This is a genomic window from Nostoc sp. C057 (assembly GCF_013393925.1).
In the GTDB taxonomy this organism is placed as follows: Bacteria; Cyanobacteriota; Cyanobacteriia; order Cyanobacteriales; family Nostocaceae; genus Nostoc; species Nostoc muscorum_A.
On record NZ_CP040281.1, the window covers coordinates 5520996 to 5537688 of the forward strand.

The following is a 16693-nucleotide window of genomic DNA, read 5'->3' on the forward strand; positions in this document are numbered from 1 at the left end:
CGTAAGTCCTAAATCAGTTGCCTTCAGTCCCGATGGTCAAACCCTAATTTGTGGTAGCCAAGATGAGACAATTAAAGTTTGGGATGTATTGATAGGTGAGTGTCTAAAAACACTGCGTAGGCGTAGCCCGTCGTACACATCGCCAAAAGGCTAAGAAAAAATGAATATCACCGGGGTGACAGAATTAACATCGGCACAGATAGAAACTCTCAAAGCCTTGGGAGCCGTAGAAAAATCGAAAAAATAAAAGGTAAAAGAATGAATTTTGCCTTTTCCTTCATCCTTTTACCTTTTTTATGTACCTGATGCTTATTTCATGTTAGCCCTTGCGTCCTTCACTGCGGCAAAGAAAAAGAATCCGGTGAGTGGAATGCTCAATGCGAGGATAATCGCCGTGACTTGGAAACCCAAATCTGGTTGTCCGTAACTGAGTTCAAAAATTGAACCAACAGCTGCGATCGCACTTACACAAGAACCACCCAGAAATAAACCGCTTTTTGGAGTTAAATACACTACTAGCCCCCTATGCTATTGGTTTCACCGCTTGATACGAGAAGCCATTTTTAGATAGCTCCTGGGCTAAAGTCAAGGAGTTTTCTACACGGTCTACAAATACCACACCGTTGAGGTGATCCATCTCGTGCTGAATGCAGCGTCCTAAAAGGGCATTAGCCTTTAATGTTCGAGGACGACCATATTCGTCTTTATAGGCTATCTCCACGACTTCAGGACGCTTTACGTCTAGATATACGTTAGGAATGCTTAAGCATCCTTCTTCGGCAACAGAGATGTCGCGGCTGACTTGTTTAATGGTGGGGTTAATCAACACCAAAGGCGGATTAGCTGCGTTCTCTGGTTCCAGGTCGATGACAATTAGTTGTTTGTGAATTCCCACTTGGGGCGCAGCCAAACCAATGCCATCTTTGCTGTACATAGTTTGCAGCATTTCCCGCACCATCCGGCGAAGTTCGTCATCTACTTTAGAAACCCGCTTTGCAGCTTGACGCAGCACGCGATCGCCTAAATAATGAAGCTCCAAAGGTGGATTTTTTAACTTTTTTTTCTCTACAGCAATTTCAGAAGGCATGAGTCTCAATGGCTAGTGGTGAAAATTCTTACTATTTTCATTCTATCAAGTTGGGGAATGGGGGGTGGGGAATTGGAAATTGGAAATTGGGAATTGGGAACTATGAATTACGAATTATTGGCTGGGGTGATGTGTGTTTAAATCTTTTACGAAACTAGACTATCTGCTTAAAGAAACTTTCCTCGGTTTACTGCGGGGAGGTTGGATGAATTGGGCAGCTGTAAGTACTGTGACAGTGTTACTGTTTTTATTTGGTTTGAGTTTGCAAACCTCTTGGCAAGTCGAAAAACTACTCTATCAGTTCGGTAGTCAGCTAGAAGTATCAGTTTATCTTGAACCGGATGCACGGGGCGAAAATATTGAGCCACTGATCGCAAAAATGCCAGAGGTTGCAGCGATGCAAACCATTACCAAAGAGCAAGCTTGGACTAAGTTAGTTAAGGAAATGAGAATTTCTGATATTGAGGGTGCTACGCAGCAGCTAGGTGAGAATCCTTTAGTTGACGAGATGAAGGTGAAAGCGCGTAATTCTCAAGTTGTACCAACTTTAGCAACGCAACTGGCTAAGTTACCGGGAGTTGAGACGGTGGAGTATATCGATGAAGCAGTTAAACGCATTGCCCAGTTGCACCGGGGTCTGAACTGGATTACTTTAACAATTACAATTATTCTGACCCTAACAGCGATCGCAGTGACTACAACCACAATTCGGTTGATTGTCATGGCGCGACGGCAAGAAATTGAAATTATGCAACTAGTGGGAGCAACCTCAGCTTGGATTTACCTGCCGTTTATTTTACAAGGAATTGCTTTTGGTTTAGTTGGTGGTGCGATCGCTTGGAGTTTCATTTCTGTGATTCAACAGTTTCTTGGTAAATTGCTAGCCAATCAACCTGAGTTTATTCAAGTTATCAGCAATGGTGTGCAACTCACTCCAGCCCAAGTTTTACTATTACCCTTGATTCTCTTGAGTTTCGGTGCAGCTGTAGGATTAATGGGAAGCTTATTTGCAGTCCGAAGTTTTGCTAAAGGTTAGGGGTTAAAGATTGGGCATTGGTTATGTACAAATGACCAATGACAAATGACAAAGGACAAATCTTTATGAAATCACAATGGGAATGTTTTCTGCAAAATCTTGGTGTATGGGAAGGTTCATTTACCAACTTTTCTCCCGAAGGTACACTTCTAAACGATACTTCTAGCCGTCTTTGCCTAGAAGGTTTGAACAATAACCAGACAGTACGCCTAACTCTGAGCCGTTCGGGAAAGGATGATGTAATCAGAGAATTTAGGTCTGTGGGAGGGGGTCTGCTATTTTTTGAAAATGGTTCATTTTCTGAAGGTTTAATCCAGCTAGGACCATTTTCCGAATTTGGTGGAGAACTCGCTTTTGTTCATGAAAATCGCCGCTTACGTCTGGTACAACTGTTTGATAAAAATGGTCATCTAAATGGACTAACTCTCATTCGAGAACATCTAGCTGGAACCCCGGTAGTAGAACGTCCCCCTTTGCAGATACATGACTTGTTAGGAGAATGGCGAGGACAAGCAGTGACAATCTATCGAGATTTGCGTCCGCCTGATATTTACTCTACAACTTTGAAAATACAACTTGATGATGCTAGGCGATTAATTCAAAGTACTTCTTTTGGCGATCGCACAATTACCTCAACTGCTACTATCAAAGGTTCTATCATCCTCTTTGACCAAGATCCAGAAAAACAGGTACAAGTATTATTGTTACCTGATGGCGCTTCTGCAACTTCTCCCCTCAAGGTGCAATTACGTCAACCCTTATTTTTGGAAGCGGGTTGGTTAATCCAGCCAAATCTGCGCCAGAGGATGATTCGTAGCTATAACGACAAAGGCGAATGGGTTAGTCTGACATTAGTTACTGAAGAAAAAGTGTAAGGGATTTGAGAGTGCGATCGTACTATGTCATGAGATATTAGACCAAACTTTCCTTAGACATCAGACTTCATTTACCATATTTAAAATCTGATTGTATAGGGCTGGAGAAACTCTAAACTCTGATGTAGTAATTAAGGCATCCATCAACGGTTTGACAGCAACTATGAGATTTTGATGTTTCGCCTCAATCAAAATACCCAGCAATCCAGTAATCCTTAACCCCAGGCGATTAGCTTCTGCTCGACCCCGACGTTCATCAATCAATAGTAAATCAGCACTCAGTTCTAAGGTAAGGGCGATCGCCTCAGACTCTCCAGGATCTAATCTCACCTCATCTCGAAGGCGTTCAACAATCTCGCGGTTTACAACTTTTCGCACTTTCAGCCAAGAAGCAGTTTGAACTTCAGAGGTTCCAGGAACGGGAGGATCGATATCGGTAAGCTCACAATATACTGCTTCGGGAATGGTGACTTGAGTGTAGAGTTGAGGCAGAAGTTGCAAGTGTTGAATTGCCGCCAAATTGGTGATCGCCGACGTATCACTGATAACAATCACAGCCTTCCCAGCTCTCGCAGGTTTTTCAAATCCAATTCAAAGTCCTCAACGTCGTAGGAGTAGAGAGGGATGTTTCGCTGCTTGAGGAGTTGGCGAAAGGTATTGGGTTGCATATCCGCTAGCTGACTGGCATAGCCTATCGTTAAGCGTCCTGTCTGGAATAGGAACAGCGCAATTTCTTGACAAAACTCGCTTGGGGTAAGCTGAGATGCTTGTAGAATTTCGTCTGAGATTACAATACTCATAGCAAGGCTAGTTTACCGATTATATCTTCAGAGTAGCCCAAGAAACTTCAAACTACGTTACGGTGGCATATAAGCAGTCAACATTTTTTTTGCCAATTCAATGGTTTTGAAATGGTAATCAGGCAATTTGAAGTGTGCTAGGTTGAGGAATCGATTCACCTTCTACTTCCCAAGCTTCCAAATACATTTCAATCACTTCTTCACCATTATGAATAGCTTCTTCACGAGTTTTGCCGTGAGTGCAAGGCATAATAACGCGATCGCCAAACTCTGGAATCGTAACTAGGAAAAGTTGATCTTCATCAGACCATTGAAGAATCATACTGTATCGATTCATAAATCCTCGTCTTCCCTTAACTCTTGGAGTTCAGTTAATAAACTGAATGATAAATCCTGTGATCGCACTTTTCATCGTGGAAGTGTTTAAGATTGTGAGTGGAAAAATCTGTTGGGTAACGCCATCCCTCTACCCAACCTTATATTTTAAAAATAAGTGGTAGACCGTTCGCTGTAAAGTTATTGTTAGCCTGCGCCCCGATCGCCATTGTTTTCAATGTAACGGCGCAAAACTGAGTTGATCAGTGTTTTGTACTCTGTACCTTGTTCACGAAACCACGTTATCACTTCTGGATCTAACTGAATCAATTCACTGGCTCGCGTTGCCGGAATCCTTAGCGTGGCATTTTCAAAAAACTCATCGCTCAACGGTGGAATGTCTGAGTAATCAATGTCTTCATCCGTCATCGCCTCTAATGCAGCCCAATCAGTACGTGAGGTATTGTTCAAGTCGTTGACGTTCATATCGGTTTGCCCTTCGTGCTGAGATAATGCGGACTATGTTGTTCTGTCGTTCTGTCCAAATGACAACTGCTACACCGTTGCCTAAAAAGCCGATTCCAATCCAGCGATCTTCGCCATAATCAAAACGCTCATCAAGCTCAATCAGCATGGAATTGTCAAACATTCCAGGGACATCTGCAAAATCAATTCGATGTTTACGAATATTTTCAAGATTCTTCGTTTCGTCCCACTCAAACTGCATGAAGGCTTAATGAACAATACATAAACAGTTAAGTGCATTATCGCTTATTGCACTTCCTATAAGCTTTTCAATTAAATACTGTTAAATGTTATACCAGTAAACATCGATGTTGCAATGCTTGCTTGAGTAAAACTTGATATTCTTCATCCTCAACCCGATAAGCGCCAAACCTCTCCAAATGGGGATTCATCATTTGGGCATCAAAAAATACAAATTTCCTCTGACGCAATCTTTCCACCAATTTAACCATCGCTACCTTAGAGCCTTCAGGAATACGGTAAAACATCGACTCGCCAATGAAAGCCCCACCAATGACAATCCCCAAAATTCCCCCAGCTAATTCGTCACCCTGCCAAGTTTCAAAACTAAAAGCATAACCACTTTGGTAAAGTAGCCAGTAAATCTTTTCCAATTCCGGTGAAATCCAAGTTGTCTCTCTGTCAGCACACCCAGCGACTACAGCTTGGAAGTCCCGATTAATTGCCACAGTAAACCGTTCTTGATTGAGAACACGCTGTAAAGACTTGGGGTAACGAAACCGTTCATCCAAAGGAATAAAAGTTCGATCGCGACTTCCGTACCAACTCAGGCGATCGCGCTCATCAGCCATGAGAAAATAGCCTTGTGCATAGCCCTCAACAATAGCGGCGATATCATATTGCATAAATAAATATAAAAAAACACTCTTAGAAACGCAATTTGATGTTAACAGTCAACCTCAGCGTTCCTTTGCGTTTCCCTCCGCGTCCCTCTGCGTTTAAAAAAGATGACTCAACCAATTCCACCCATTACCCTACCACCACCCGAAAATCCACTGCTCGAAGGTGAATGGTTAAAAGAGCGTTTACAACGGTGGCTAGATACAGAATTTATCCCCGAAGCAGTAAACCAAAATATTGCCCAACGAGCCGCACAGATTTTTGTGCGTCAACGGATGGAAGGAGAAAACGACCTTGGTTCTCTGGTAATTGCCATTGTCACAGAGATGCAGTCGTATGATTTTTCCAATAGCTTTTATGGAGAGTTTGCGATCGCCAACGCCGTCAGCGATCTACTCTTAGAAAGTCTGGGAATTGATAAGTGTTGTGGTCAATAATATTTTGTCATTTGTCATTTGTCCTTTGTCATTTGTTCTTTACCAATGACTAATGACCCTTACGGGTTCGCCAGTCACTCATGGGGGAAACCCCCAAGACCGCGCTGGCTCACTAATGACTAATGACTCTTAACTACCAGCTAGACTTAACAACTCCAGGCAAAAGACCTTCATGCGCCCATTCTCGTAGTACGTTCCGAGAGAGTCCGAAATCGCGGTAAACTCCTCTAGAACGACCAGTCAACCAGCAACGGTTGCGGTGGCGGGTGGGCGCACTATTCCGAGGTAGCTGTTGAATCTTCCGGTGGATTTCTAGCTTATCCAAAGGAGATGCTGCGCTTCTGAACTCATCCAAAAGGGCTTCCCGCTTGTCAGCATACTTTTCTATCAACCTGGTGCGCTTTTTCTCGCGCTCAATCATGCTCTTTTTAGCCATTATTCTCTAACTTATTTAAAGACACCGTTCTCCATTCTACAGTCTCTCCATCAATTCTGGGGTTACTTGTGTCGCTTACCCTACAACCACTGGCTTATTCGCTACAGGGCATAAATCAGCAAGCTCACACGCAACACAAACGGGAGAGCGGGCTTTACAAATAGCACGACCGTGATAAATCAACCGAATTGACCAATTTTCCCAATCCGGCTGAGGCAATAAACCCATTAAATCTTGCTCAATCCGAACGGGGTCTTTTGCTTCAGTTAAACCCAAGCGTTGACTGAGGCGCTTGACGTGAGTATCTACCGTCACGCCAGCATTAATACCATAAGCATGAGCCAGAACGACATTTGCTGTCTTCCGCGCCACCCCAGGAAGCTTTAACAACTGTTCCATTTGGTTGGGGACAACAGAGTTAAACTCGGTAACAATCATCCGACAAGCGGCTTGAATGTTTTTAGCTTTATTGTGATAAAACCCTGTAGAACGCACCAAGCTTTCTAATTCTACTAAGTCAGCGATCGCTAAACTCTCAGCATCAGGAAACTTACCAAATAAAGCTGGTGTCACTTTATTTACTCGCTCATCAGTACACTGAGCAGAGAGAATCGTTGCCACCAACAATTGTACTGGCGTTGAGTAGTTCAAAGAGCAAGTAGCATCTGGATAAAGACGCTTCAGGCGAGCTAAAATTTCTAGCGATCGCTTCTTTTTAGATAACGATTTGCGGGTAGTAATCACTGGAATAATTTTTGTACCCACTCCAATTGGCTAGTTAATTGAGTAGTTTCTTTGACGATCAGAAAAATTCCTAATCCTAAGAGTAATACCAAACCAGTTTGCATTACACCTTCTTGAATCCGGGACGGTACAGGCTTACCGCGTAAACCTTCAATCAGCAGAAAAGCGAGTTGTCCGCCATCCAAAGCTGGCAAAGGCAAAATATTGATAATAGCCAAGTTAATGCTGATAATTGCCGCAAAAGACAACAGATTTACGCTATTATCTTCAGCTAATTTTGCACCTATTTTGACAATGTTAACTGGCCCAGAAACTTGTCCAGCAGTTTGTTGAAAATTGGTAATCAACTGCCCAAAACCGCTCAGTGTCCCCACAAATAATTGTTGAAACCTGCTAGCAGCAAGACCAAAAATTTCAAAAGGACTATTCGGACGGCGATAAACTGCGGTAGCATTTGGACTAAGTGCCACACCAACTACACCTTTACCATCGGCTCCCAGTTTTGGCGTTAATTTCAGGGTTTGTTGTTGGTTTTCACGCTGAATTTTCAGTTCGATTTGCTGATTTGGATGAGTTTGAATTTCTTTAGTCAGCAAAGGAGTTGATTTGTCAGAAGCCGGGAGTTCTTGACCGTTTACAGCCAGAATAATATCTCCTTCCCGAATTCCTGCTTGATAGGCAACAGATTCTTGATTAACAGGCTGTACAATTACACCAGCTTGATAGTTTAATTCTTTGGGAATACCAACGATACCCAATTGCAGAACCAGCACCAAATAGGCAAATATTAAATTTGCAATCACTCCAGCACTGATGACAATCGCCCGGTCTAAAACTGGACGGTTACGCAGCAGATTCGGGTCATTGGGTGGAATATCGCTATCGGGGTCATCATCGGGAAAGCCCACAAAGCCGCCCAAGGGAAAAGCGCGGACAGCATATTCGGTTTGTGAACCTTGATACTTCAAAAGAACGGGGCCAAAACCCAAAGAAAAACGGTTAACGAGAATGCCTTGAGAACGTGCTGCAACAAAATGTCCCAACTCGTGTACCAAGATCAAAACAGCCAAGACTGCGATCGCTGCTAAAACTGACATAGAGTAAATTAGAGAAAATATTAAGTTATAGTTATCTCCATTCTAATTGGGCATTGGGTATTGGGTATTAGTCATTGGTCATTGGTCATTGGTAAATAACAAAGGACAAATGACTAATGACAAATTATAAAACTTCACGCCCCAAGTAAGGTTGCAGCGCTTTTGGTATCCTTACTGTCCCATCAGGTTGTTGATAATTCTCCAAAATTGCTGCCATAGTCCTCCCCACAGCCAAACCCGAACCATTAAGGGTATGTACGAACTGAGTACCTTTCTTCCCCGCCTCTTTGAAGCGAATATCAGCCCGTCTTGCTTGGAAATCTATAGTATTAGAACAGCTAGAAATTTCGCGGTATTTGCCAGAAGAGGGCAACCAAACCTCTAAATCATAAGTTTTGGTAGAGGCAAATCCCAAATCCCCAGTACTTAAATTTACTACTCGATAAGGTAACTGCAACGCCTGTAAAATAGCTTCTGCATTCCCCACCAATTTCTCCAGCTCATCAAAAGACGTACTAGGTTCAACAAATTTCACCATTTCCACCTTGTTGAACTGATGCAGGCGAATTAACCCCCGCATATCGCGCCCATAGCTACCAGCTTCACGGCGAAAACAGGGAGTAAAAGCGCAGTGGTAAATAGGCAAATCTTCAGCAGCAAGAATTTCACCCCGGTAGAGATTTGTAACTGGAACTTCCGCCGTCGGAATCAGCCATAAATCATCATCCGCGCATTTAAAGCTTTCTTCAGCAAACTTGGGTAACTGACCGGTAGCCGTCAAAGACTCGGTATTCACTAACAGAGGCGGACTAACTTCCACATACCCAGCTTGAGTATGGAGAGTCAGCATAAATTGAATTAATGCCCTTTCCAATGCCGCACCAGCGCCTATCAATGTCACAAAGCGACTTTGGGCAACTTTTACAGCTCGTTCAACATTGAGAATACCCAGCTTTTCGCCAATTTCCCAGTGAGGGAGAATATTCGGATTTTGGGGAATATACTCATCACCCCAACGCCGCACTTCTACGTTATCTTCCTCATTCTTCCCAAGGGGTGTAGAGTCGCTTGGTAAGTTAGGAAGTGCCAACACAAGTTGAGCAATTTGAGCTTTGAGGTCTTTTTCCTGGGGTTCCAGTTGGCTCAACGTCGCTTTGACAGAGTTACCTTCATCGCGCAAAGCTTGAATTTCTGGGTCTTGAGAATTAATCCCAGATTTAATCTTCTGCCCGACAATTTTACCGATTTCGTTGCTCCGAGCTTGGAGTTGACTGCGTGTCCCCTCTAGTTCTCGTTGTTGCCGATCTAACTGTAGAATCGGTTCAATGTCGTATTTACCACTACGACTATTCAATCTTTCTTGAACTAATTGCGGATTTTCCCGTATTTGCTTAATATCCAGCACAGATTTTTCTCAGTTTCTAGCCTAAAATCTTCCTGTCAATACAGTTAACACATTAAGCATTTAGCATATAGTAATTTTGGTTTGCTGTGACTGGAAAAACAAAGTTTATTGCAAAAATTCAGTCTTAATCTCTGAATCAAGATTTTTCCCTAGCATCACTGCCAGGACTAAGAAAGCATATATTGCATTTAACCAATCATGAGCTAGTATCCTGAGCCACTCTTGTTTCAGTAACCTGAGCAAGACTCTGACCATTACCATTATTGTTATCAGCGGCTGCAAACGTCCTTTGAGTGATACTCTGTGGTTCCTTATCGTCTCTAGTTTGTCCAGGTGAAGGCAACCAGTATGCAAGCACACTTGATAAACCACCCCAGTAAAGCGCAACATTTTTATCGTCCCCTGGCGAGCCAAGCTTGAAAATGCACAGCCCCAATACGATGCTACTAAAGAAAACCTGTACGCCAAATCTCCATGCGTCTTGATTAAATTTATAGGCTGGTTGATTTCTCCTGGTGTCAAATTGATTTTTCATAGTGTTCAAACTTATAAAAAAGGTATACATCATCCCGGTTTTAGTTTTGACATCACTTGTTAGTACAGCTTGGCGGAATTCTTAATGATACCCGTACCCCTACGGTGATATTGCTATGCGTAGTGTACCGCTCTCCCGACTCGCTAAGGTAATTGGTAATTCCTATACTGCAAGCGTTTCATTGATTTGAAATGGATAGTTCATTTACGCAATGCTGTACTATCAGGATGTTTTTTCAAGGATTATGTAGTTGTCTTCACACGCAGTTTTGCCCGTTTCGGAAAAGTATGATAATTTTCTTTTGACTCTTGAAAACTCAGCATAGGCGAAACGCCCGCCCCGCTACCGCTAATAGAACTTATAACTAGGGTCGGTTAATACGATTAAGTAGCCAAAGTGACGCTACAAGCCCTGCAAAATGTGCTGATACAGTGTTGGTATTTGCCTGTACGACAAGCATATCTAGACCGCTAATAATACGGGTAGGGTCAAAAAATTGTGTAGTTATAGCTTGAGGAGATATGGATCTTGCTACCAGTGTACCAACGATCGCTTGTGCGCCTAAAAGAGTCACCAGTGTTCCCCCTAAATTTACCCACAGCCCTAAGCGTAATACTTGCACAGTCTCACTTTTGCGAGGGCGGTTGCTGGGATTGGAGGATTCCAATTGCTTGCCAATTCTGGTGTAACGATAAGCTAAATAAATACCTCCACCTAAAACAACCAGTCCACAAATTGCTAAAAATACGCCAAAGCCAGTCCCAGGATTATTACTAGGACTACCAGTTCTTTGATTAAAGATGGCGAACAGCAACACAATTATGCTAGAAACAACGCCTAGTACTAGCTGAATCCAGAAGCTAATCCAACCTGTAAGGCGAAAGGTTTGGGCAATTGCCCGCAGAGAAGATGATGGAGCATCGGGAGTCTGTGACATATATAGAAGATTGCCAATGTGCCGGGCACTTTCAAAGGACACAAAGACACAAAGACAAAAGTTTAATCTAAGGAAGCCTTAGCTTAAAAGTTCGGAGAACACGGAGAACTATGAGAGGTATCGCACTCTACGTCTCTATCTCTCCGAGAACACCAATTCAGTCAGGACTTACGTAAATAATGGCCGAAAAAAAGGATTTTCAAGTAGGGCAATTCATAAATTGTCCCTACAGCAACTAGTTTTGCGTAAGTCCTATCAGTAACAAATCATGTCTCCCCAACCTCTTATCTTTTAGTCAAGGAGGCTGGAAATTAGGTTTTTGATTACTGAATCGATGCTCTAGTCTTTGCGTCTTCTTTGATAAATTTACTATCACATTTACCAAATGCGACAAGAGATTCTCTTATCCAGCAAATCAGTAATGCGTACTACTTAAGTGTGTCCACCACCGTAGCAGCTTTAAACCACACATATCCCATAGCTTAAATTCTTATGATTTGCATTGGGAAGATCACTGTAAAACAAAGTGTTTATTAAGTTTTACAGACAAAATTGCATTTTACCTGTAAAATTTCTTCGATGGCATTTTATTGCTTAAGCATTTCTAACTACCTTGGCATTACTTAACACCAAGAAAGTCAGAAACCTCACGCCTAAAAGCTGGGGCTTGGCATTTGCCCTAATCTGATCAGACTTAGTACATAAGGTACTAAGTGAATTTGCTACTCTCTGTTAGCTCCTCACCACACCATATCAAACTTGGGTTCGGGTACATTTCTTTATGTCCCTAAGACTCACAACTCTTACCACGACTTCACAAGCGTGGGTAATCGTTTGGTATTTACGCAATGGATATCTAGTCTAAGTAGCATTATATATATTACTCACTTGCAGTAGCACTGTATACTGACTACAAGGATTATAGACCTTACCATAAGGCATTTTTTTAGCCATTCACTAACCATGAAACTTGAGGATATATATCAATTCTTTGAAAATCCTCCGCCAACTTACCTTTGTCAGGAAGTAGCAGTTTGTTACATACTGTCTGTTTTATTACAAGGTGAATCCTACGGAACCGAGTTGATTGAGCAATTAGAAACTAAATATCCAACCTATAGGCTTTCGGATACTGTGCTTTATAGTGCAATCAAATTTCTGGAAGACGAAAAGGCAATCACTGGATATTGGAAGAAACTGGAAGGACGAGGACGACCCAGGCGGATGTACCAAGTTTCTCCAGAATGGCAAGTTCAAGCGCAGGATTTAGCTTTGCAATGGCTTAACTACATCAATAGGAGGACAAAGTAACGAATAATTGATAATGAATAAGTCTCCTCCAGTCAAACAATAACAATCAGTTATGGATACTGCTATTCTGCCATCTACGTTCCTGCTAACCTTGTTGTTATCAGTTGGGCTGTTTTTCTTTATTCGTGCCTCGACTAAAGACCGCATACAAACAGTGCAACTGGTATCTGAGCAAGACGAAGCTGCTTTAATGTCTCAATTAAAAGAGTATTTTCGCTCCCGGTCTTACCAAGTGGCAGAGGTAGACCGAGAACAAAACAAAGTGACTTTTGAAGGGAATGTTCGCCCCAGTTGGTTTTTAGCTATATTTTTAACTCTGCTGGCAGCGACTGGGATTGTTTGTCTCTCACTAGTCGTATACCTGCTTTTTCCTAACCTCAGTCCCATTGTTTTGGCTATGGTACTGCTGTCGCCTTTAAGTGGTCTGTTTTATTGGAAAAAATCTGGAAGACTTGAGAAGGTGTCACTCAAAGTAGAAACAACTCAGAGCGAACAAACCTCCTCAAGTAAGATCACTGTAGTTGCCCATCGAGATGAACTCAGTGAGTTACAGAGAACTCTACAGCTCAAGGCTGGCGAATAATTGTTGATTTTTTTATGATATGCAGACTTCTGACCTGATCTAATCTTTAAGCAATGAAAAGTAAAAAGGAGGAAATCAAGACTTCTGCTTTGTCATTTTCCCCACGATATAAGTCGTGGGGAGAAATTTAAATTAATTAACTTAAATTCGTTGACAGAGCTTGGTTAACAATTCACGGTATAAGAGCGCAACTTCACTAGCGCTTTTGGAGGCGCTTGGCTCTATACCCACTCCCTTCTATATCATGACACTAGTATCAACCCATGCAATCTAGCGTGCTTTGAGACTAGTTTATTTTCCAACTACCTGGACTAGCCTTACTAGCAAATCAGCTCCAAACTAAAAAAAAATTAAATTTTGCATAAACTTAGCTATTTTGCCAGTTAATGAATAGTCAGGAGCCACACTCAATGTGTAAGATGACCAACTATGGTTCACCGGCTAGCTAAAGCAAGAGGTTCTTGACCAGGCGAAGGTTCTAATACCCTCAAGCTTGGAAACAAGAAATGGTTTTCCTCTACGTATTGAGCACCAAACAGTCCCTTTTCTGCCCAGAAATAACGATCTGTTGTGTGTTCATTTCGCTTTACGAGTAGCAACGCAGGTGGCAAAATCCCTTCAGCTTGAATGAATCTTCTCGCTGCTGTCACAGGTTTTTCTTCGCCACTTTCGATGCTATATTGAGGCACGTGTTCCAAAATACGCCGTCCTTCTTGACGACGGCGACTTTTCCTTTTGCGTCTCCTTGCCAACCTATTGTCCTCCTCTTTCAAGCTATAGATTGTAGTGTTAGCTACAAAATCCGTCGTCATTATATAAGTTCTAGTTCAAAATATCAATAGTTTTTAACCTTTTCATGCAAGAAAATTAACATCTTTGAAAATAGATAAAACAAAGTTACCTAAGAAAATAATTTCTTGGTACAAACCATCACTAAGAAGATTTTAGTTAAGCTTTATTGAATGGGTGAGGTAAAAATTAAGTATCCTCTCTTATCATCATGCCTCAAAATCTGTAATCTTGAGCAAGAGCTAAAAAATGTTAATGTCTGCCAGTTCCGATTTTATTGCTCTGTGTCGAGAGCAAATAGCGCTGCTAACCCAAGGGCTGGGAGCAACTTTAAGTATTGTGTACCTGACACAAGAATTGGTAGAGACTCCTTCTGGTGAAGCCAAACTGATTCCTGTGGTAATTTATCCAGAAACAGCATTATTACCGCCAGGGGAAGAGACTGCTGAGGCGACAGTACACAAGCAACTTCAAGTTGGAAATGTGTTTATATTACCCAACGATCGCAGAAGGTTATTGACAGCAGGATCAGAATCTCCAACGTCGTCACAGGAGTCTGAGGCATCTCAACCCCATTTAAAAGAGGAATACCTCTTTAGTGGCAACCAAATTGTTTTACCTCTGGTTTATGAGGGTGTGATGATGGGGTTATTGGTGACGGGTAGGCAAGACCGGGCATGGAATGAACATGAGGAAAGTCAGATTCAACAGATAGCCCAAACATTAGCGATCGCTTGTATTTTAGATCAACGCCGGGCATGGTTTGAGGAGCAGTTGCGTGAGCAACAAATTCTCCAAGAAAAACAGCGAGATTTGCTAGATAACCTGTTGCATCAGTTTCGTAACCCATTAACGGCATTGCGGACTTTTGGTAAACTGCTATTGAAGCGCCTGCGCCCAGGAGATAGCAACCGGGATGTGGCTAATAGTATTGTGCGAGAAAGCGATCGCCTCCAAGAATTGCTACAACAATTCGATCAAGTAATTGACTTAACAGAGACAGATTTAGCACCACTACATCTACCCGAACATGAAGTGTTTGTGGAAGCAACTATCCAAAAAGACGCTAAACCGCCGCTATTATTGCCGGGAACGGGAGATAAAACAGTTGACTGCTCGTTAGCAGATATATTAGAACCATTATTAATATCAGCCAAAGCGATCGCCCAAGAGCGAAAGCTAAAACTAATAACTGAAATTAAACATAATTCACCCCTAGTACGTGCCAACATCAAAGCATTACGAGAAGTTTTAACTAACATCATCGATAATGCTTTGAAATATACTCCCACTGGTGGCAAAATTTTGATTCAGACGGGGCAAGAAAAAGCTAATTTTCAGGGAATTGCGATTAGTGACAACGGGCCTGGCATTCCACCCAAAGATTTAGAACATCTTGGAGAACGGCATTATCGGGGTGTACAAGCGCAAACAGAAATCCCTGGCACAGGTTTGGGGTTAGCGATCGCCAAACAATTAATAGAGCAAATGCAGGGTGAAATCGAGGTTTTCAGCCCTGCAATCAACTCTAAGCTAACTTCACCCAATGCACCGGGGACTACTTTTATTATTTGGTTGCCGAAAGTTTAGAATTTGTCATTTGTCCTTTGTCATTCGTCCTTTGTAAAAACCAATGACTAATGACTAATGACCAATGACTAATGACTAATGACTATCTGAGTGAAACCAACAAGTTTTGATTGATGGTCATTTGTAAATCGGTATCTGGGTCAATGGCGATTAAGTCAACGCTATTCTTACCGAAGAACAGACCAACCAATGCACCGATACCAGCGCCACCCAAGACTTCTTCTGTGGCGATCGCGCGATCGCCAGTTACAGCAGATACCGCAGTTGCCGCACCTGCACCCAATACAGTATTTTTGATAATTGAACCAATACTAGTACCCTTCTTGACGGTTTCAGTTTTGGTGATCACTTCAGAGCTGGCGTTAAGTTGATACTCCTGTCCATTGGTCAAAACCAGTTTCTCAGCAACGAATTGAGAACCGCCTGTAGCAGGTTTGAGTTGACCAATTACTTGACTACCAGCCGGAATCACTACAGATCCATTTTGTGTTACTACGTTTTGGGATACTGTCAACGTCAAAGGCGCAGTTTCATCCTTTGTAACCAGAATCTTTTCTGCCTTGTCATACTTCACAGGGATAGCAGTCCCTTGAGGAATTGTGACTGATACAGGCGTTGGGGTAGTAGACCCGACAGCCACAACATAAGGCGAGTTAATTGCTGAAGCTTGGTTAGAACTAACCAGTGCTTGGTAGATAAAAGCTGCTACTTGGGCGCGAGTAGCGGTTGCAGTTGGATTTAGGAACTTCACATTAGGATAGTTCACAACTATTTGCTTTTCAGTTGCAGCTGCGATCGGGCTACGAGCATAGCTAGCGATGTTAGAGGCATCGTTGAAGTATTGCAGAGTGCTTTCGGTATTGCCACTGGGACTATATTCCAGACCGTTAGCGAGGGAAACTAAAACCTGTTGGCGAGGAATAGCTTGGTTCGGCTCAAAGCGATTACCAGGATATCCAGATAAGAAACCAATGGTATAAGCTTGCTGAATGGCACTTGATGCCCAATAATTGCTGGGCACATCAGCAAAGTTGATTGGCGATCGTTGCTGTGCTTTTTGAAAAGCTTTGTTTACCATAGCGGCAAATTGAGCGCGTGTCACCGCTTCTTCAGGACGGAAACTACCATCAGGAAATCCGGCAATTACACCACGCTGTGACAATTGTTGAATAAATTGTGCCGCCCAATAATTAGATGAAACATCAGAAAAAGTGGTTTGAGCTAAAGATGGAGAAGCTGTAATCAAAGGAGCTACAGTGCCTACTGTGACGCTCAAAGCCATGAGTGCAGCTGTTCCAGATTGCAAACGATTAAAAGTAAACATTAATTT

General features: G+C 42.4%; 22 protein-coding genes and 1 pseudogene. 7 read left to right on the forward strand and 16 right to left on the reverse strand.

The window, feature by feature from the left end; all coding sequences use genetic code 11:
• Nucleotides 1-10 precede the first annotated feature (10 nt).
• Nucleotides 11-247 (forward strand): annotated as a pseudogene (locus tag FD724_RS42120) (WD40 repeat domain-containing protein); the annotation flags it as partial.
• Between the two features lie 62 nt (nucleotides 248-309).
• On the opposite strand, the gene FD724_RS23580 reads toward FD724_RS42120, so the two are convergent.
• Both FD724_RS23580 and def read right to left on the reverse strand, forming a co-directional pair.
• A complete protein-coding gene (locus FD724_RS23580; protein ID WP_114081865.1) occupies nucleotides 310-513 on the reverse strand; it encodes a hypothetical protein in 204 nt (67 codons plus the stop codon).
• 10 nt (nucleotides 514-523) lie between these two features.
• On the reverse strand, nucleotides 524-1087 hold the full coding sequence (gene def, locus FD724_RS23585) for a peptide deformylase (protein ID WP_114081866.1): 564 nt from the start codon (nucleotides 1085-1087) through the stop codon (nucleotides 524-526).
• Nucleotides 1088-1220: 133 nt separating this feature from the next.
• Here def and FD724_RS23590 point away from each other — a divergent pair, with 133 nt between their 5' ends.
• Together FD724_RS23590 and FD724_RS23595 are read left to right on the forward strand one after the other, a co-directional pair.
• A complete protein-coding gene (locus FD724_RS23590; RefSeq protein WP_179074297.1) occupies nucleotides 1221-2123 on the forward strand; it encodes an ABC transporter permease in 903 nt (300 codons plus the stop codon).
• A gap of 65 nt (nucleotides 2124-2188) precedes the next feature.
• A complete protein-coding gene (locus FD724_RS23595; RefSeq protein WP_179075605.1) occupies nucleotides 2189-2998 on the forward strand; it encodes a DUF3598 family protein in 810 nt (269 codons plus the stop codon).
• A gap of 60 nt (nucleotides 2999-3058) precedes the next feature.
• Here the strand turns inward: FD724_RS23595 and FD724_RS23600 are convergent, their stop codons facing one another.
• The 6 genes from FD724_RS23600 to aat all read right to left on the reverse strand — a co-directional run bounded on the left by FD724_RS23600 (nucleotide 3059) and on the right by aat (nucleotide 5504).
• Complete coding sequence (locus FD724_RS23600; protein WP_179074298.1) at nucleotides 3059-3553, reverse strand: DUF3368 domain-containing protein; 495 nt, start codon at nucleotides 3551-3553, stop codon at nucleotides 3059-3061.
• On the reverse strand, nucleotides 3550-3798 hold the full coding sequence (locus FD724_RS23605; protein WP_114081869.1) for a UPF0175 family protein: 249 nt from the start codon (nucleotides 3796-3798) through the stop codon (nucleotides 3550-3552). The genes FD724_RS23600 and FD724_RS23605 overlap by 4 nt, the downstream gene beginning before the upstream one ends.
• 118 nt (nucleotides 3799-3916) lie before the next feature.
• Nucleotides 3917-4135 carry a type II toxin-antitoxin system HicB family antitoxin gene (locus tag FD724_RS23610; protein ID WP_114081870.1) on the reverse strand — a complete coding sequence of 73 codons (219 nt, stop codon included), beginning with the start codon at nucleotides 4133-4135 and terminating at the stop codon, nucleotides 3917-3919.
• 185 nt (nucleotides 4136-4320) lie between these two features.
• Nucleotides 4321-4599, reverse strand: coding sequence for a BrnA antitoxin family protein (locus FD724_RS23615; RefSeq protein WP_179074299.1), 279 nt, complete (start codon nucleotides 4597-4599; stop codon nucleotides 4321-4323).
• Complete coding sequence (locus tag FD724_RS23620; protein ID WP_179074300.1) at nucleotides 4562-4840, reverse strand: BrnT family toxin; 279 nt, start codon at nucleotides 4838-4840, stop codon at nucleotides 4562-4564. The genes FD724_RS23615 and FD724_RS23620 overlap by 38 nt, the downstream gene beginning before the upstream one ends.
• Before the next feature lie 88 nt (nucleotides 4841-4928).
• Nucleotides 4929-5504 (reverse strand): leucyl/phenylalanyl-tRNA--protein transferase, encoded by a 576-nt coding sequence (gene aat / locus FD724_RS23625; RefSeq protein ID WP_179074301.1) that lies wholly within the window; start codon nucleotides 5502-5504, stop codon nucleotides 4929-4931.
• Between the two features lie 102 nt (nucleotides 5505-5606).
• Here aat and FD724_RS23630 point away from each other — a divergent pair, with 102 nt between their 5' ends.
• A complete protein-coding gene (locus FD724_RS23630; protein WP_114081874.1) occupies nucleotides 5607-5936 on the forward strand; it encodes a hypothetical protein in 330 nt (109 codons plus the stop codon).
• A 133-nt stretch (nucleotides 5937-6069) separates the two neighbouring features.
• On the opposite strand, the gene rpsN is transcribed toward FD724_RS23630, so the two are convergent.
• The 6 genes from rpsN to FD724_RS23660 all read right to left on the reverse strand — a co-directional run bounded on the left by rpsN (nucleotide 6070) and on the right by FD724_RS23660 (nucleotide 11090).
• On the reverse strand, nucleotides 6070-6372 hold the full coding sequence (gene rpsN, locus FD724_RS23635) for a 30S ribosomal protein S14 (protein WP_114081875.1): 303 nt from the start codon (nucleotides 6370-6372) through the stop codon (nucleotides 6070-6072).
• Between the two features lie 75 nt (nucleotides 6373-6447).
• Nucleotides 6448-7137, reverse strand: coding sequence for an endonuclease III (gene nth, locus FD724_RS23640; RefSeq protein WP_179074302.1), 690 nt, complete (start codon nucleotides 7135-7137; stop codon nucleotides 6448-6450).
• Nucleotides 7113-8213 (reverse strand): RIP metalloprotease RseP, encoded by a 1101-nt coding sequence (gene rseP / locus FD724_RS23645; RefSeq protein ID WP_179074303.1) that lies wholly within the window; start codon nucleotides 8211-8213, stop codon nucleotides 7113-7115. The genes nth and rseP overlap by 25 nt, the downstream gene beginning before the upstream one ends.
• Nucleotides 8214-8337: 124 nt before the next feature.
• Nucleotides 8338-9618, reverse strand: a complete 1281-nt coding sequence (gene serS / locus FD724_RS23650; protein WP_179074304.1) for a serine--tRNA ligase — start codon at nucleotides 9616-9618, stop codon at nucleotides 8338-8340.
• A gap of 196 nt (nucleotides 9619-9814) precedes the next feature.
• The gene (locus FD724_RS23655) at nucleotides 9815-10153 is read right to left on the reverse strand and encodes a hypothetical protein (RefSeq protein ID WP_256874342.1); all 339 of its coding nucleotides are present in this window, start codon (nucleotides 10151-10153) and stop codon (nucleotides 9815-9817) included.
• A gap of 364 nt (nucleotides 10154-10517) precedes the next feature.
• Complete coding sequence (locus FD724_RS23660; protein WP_114081880.1) at nucleotides 10518-11090, reverse strand: DUF3611 family protein; 573 nt, start codon at nucleotides 11088-11090, stop codon at nucleotides 10518-10520.
• Nucleotides 11091-12053: 963 nt separating this feature from the next.
• Between FD724_RS23660 and FD724_RS23665 the strand changes: the two genes are divergently transcribed.
• Nucleotides 12054-12401, forward strand: coding sequence for a PadR family transcriptional regulator (locus FD724_RS23665; RefSeq protein ID WP_179074306.1), 348 nt, complete (start codon nucleotides 12054-12056; stop codon nucleotides 12399-12401).
• Nucleotides 12402-12453: 52 nt separating this feature from the next.
• A complete protein-coding gene (locus FD724_RS23670; RefSeq protein WP_012410376.1) occupies nucleotides 12454-12984 on the forward strand; it encodes a cofactor assembly of complex C subunit B in 531 nt (176 codons plus the stop codon).
• 434 nt (nucleotides 12985-13418) lie between these two features.
• Here FD724_RS23670 and FD724_RS23675 read toward each other — a convergent pair whose 3' ends face one another.
• A complete protein-coding gene (locus FD724_RS23675) occupies nucleotides 13419-13736 on the reverse strand; it encodes a DUF3155 domain-containing protein (protein WP_041566316.1) in 318 nt (105 codons plus the stop codon).
• 286 nt (nucleotides 13737-14022) lie between these two features.
• Between FD724_RS23675 and FD724_RS23680 the strand changes: the two genes are divergently transcribed.
• Nucleotides 14023-15363, forward strand: a complete 1341-nt coding sequence (locus FD724_RS23680) for an ATP-binding protein (RefSeq protein ID WP_179074307.1) — start codon at nucleotides 14023-14025, stop codon at nucleotides 15361-15363.
• Nucleotides 15364-15445: 82 nt separating this feature from the next.
• Here FD724_RS23680 and FD724_RS23685 read toward each other — a convergent pair whose 3' ends face one another.
• Nucleotides 15446-16687: an S-layer homology domain-containing protein gene (locus tag FD724_RS23685; protein WP_179074308.1), complete on the reverse strand. Its 1242-nt coding sequence runs from the start codon at nucleotides 16685-16687 to the stop codon at nucleotides 15446-15448.
• Between the last annotated feature and the right edge of the window lie 6 nt (nucleotides 16688-16693).

Bases quoted from the DNA above. Each gene is read 5' to 3' on its own strand.
- aat (WP_179074301.1), bottom strand. From the start codon at position 5,504: ATGCAATATGATATCGCCGCTATTGTTGAGGGCTATGCACAAGGCTAT.
- FD724_RS23595 (WP_179075605.1), top strand. From the start codon at position 2,189: ATGAAATCACAATGGGAATGTTTTCTGCAAAATCTTGGTGTATGGGAA.
- FD724_RS23685 (WP_179074308.1), bottom strand. From the start codon at position 16,687: ATGTTTACTTTTAATCGTTTGCAATCTGGAACAGCTGCACTCATGGCT.
- FD724_RS23655 (WP_256874342.1), bottom strand. From the start codon at position 10,153: ATGAAAAATCAATTTGACACCAGGAGAAATCAACCAGCCTATAAATTT.
- rseP (WP_179074303.1), bottom strand. From the start codon at position 8,213: ATGTCAGTTTTAGCAGCGATCGCAGTCTTGGCTGTTTTGATCTTGGTA.
- FD724_RS23630 (WP_114081874.1), top strand. From the start codon at position 5,607: ATGACTCAACCAATTCCACCCATTACCCTACCACCACCCGAAAATCCA.
- rpsN (WP_114081875.1), bottom strand. From the start codon at position 6,372: ATGGCTAAAAAGAGCATGATTGAGCGCGAGAAAAAGCGCACCAGGTTG.
- FD724_RS23680 (WP_179074307.1), top strand. From the start codon at position 14,023: ATGTTAATGTCTGCCAGTTCCGATTTTATTGCTCTGTGTCGAGAGCAA.
- FD724_RS23660 (WP_114081880.1), bottom strand. From the start codon at position 11,090: ATGTCACAGACTCCCGATGCTCCATCATCTTCTCTGCGGGCAATTGCC.
- def (WP_114081866.1), bottom strand. From the start codon at position 1,087: ATGCCTTCTGAAATTGCTGTAGAGAAAAAAAAGTTAAAAAATCCACCT.
- FD724_RS23620 (WP_179074300.1), bottom strand. From the start codon at position 4,840: ATGCAGTTTGAGTGGGACGAAACGAAGAATCTTGAAAATATTCGTAAA.
- FD724_RS23610 (WP_114081870.1), bottom strand. From the start codon at position 4,135: ATGAATCGATACAGTATGATTCTTCAATGGTCTGATGAAGATCAACTT.
- FD724_RS23670 (WP_012410376.1), top strand. From the start codon at position 12,454: ATGGATACTGCTATTCTGCCATCTACGTTCCTGCTAACCTTGTTGTTA.
- FD724_RS23615 (WP_179074299.1), bottom strand. From the start codon at position 4,599: ATGAACGTCAACGACTTGAACAATACCTCACGTACTGATTGGGCTGCA.
- FD724_RS23605 (WP_114081869.1), bottom strand. From the start codon at position 3,798: ATGAGTATTGTAATCTCAGACGAAATTCTACAAGCATCTCAGCTTACC.
- FD724_RS23665 (WP_179074306.1), top strand. From the start codon at position 12,054: ATGAAACTTGAGGATATATATCAATTCTTTGAAAATCCTCCGCCAACT.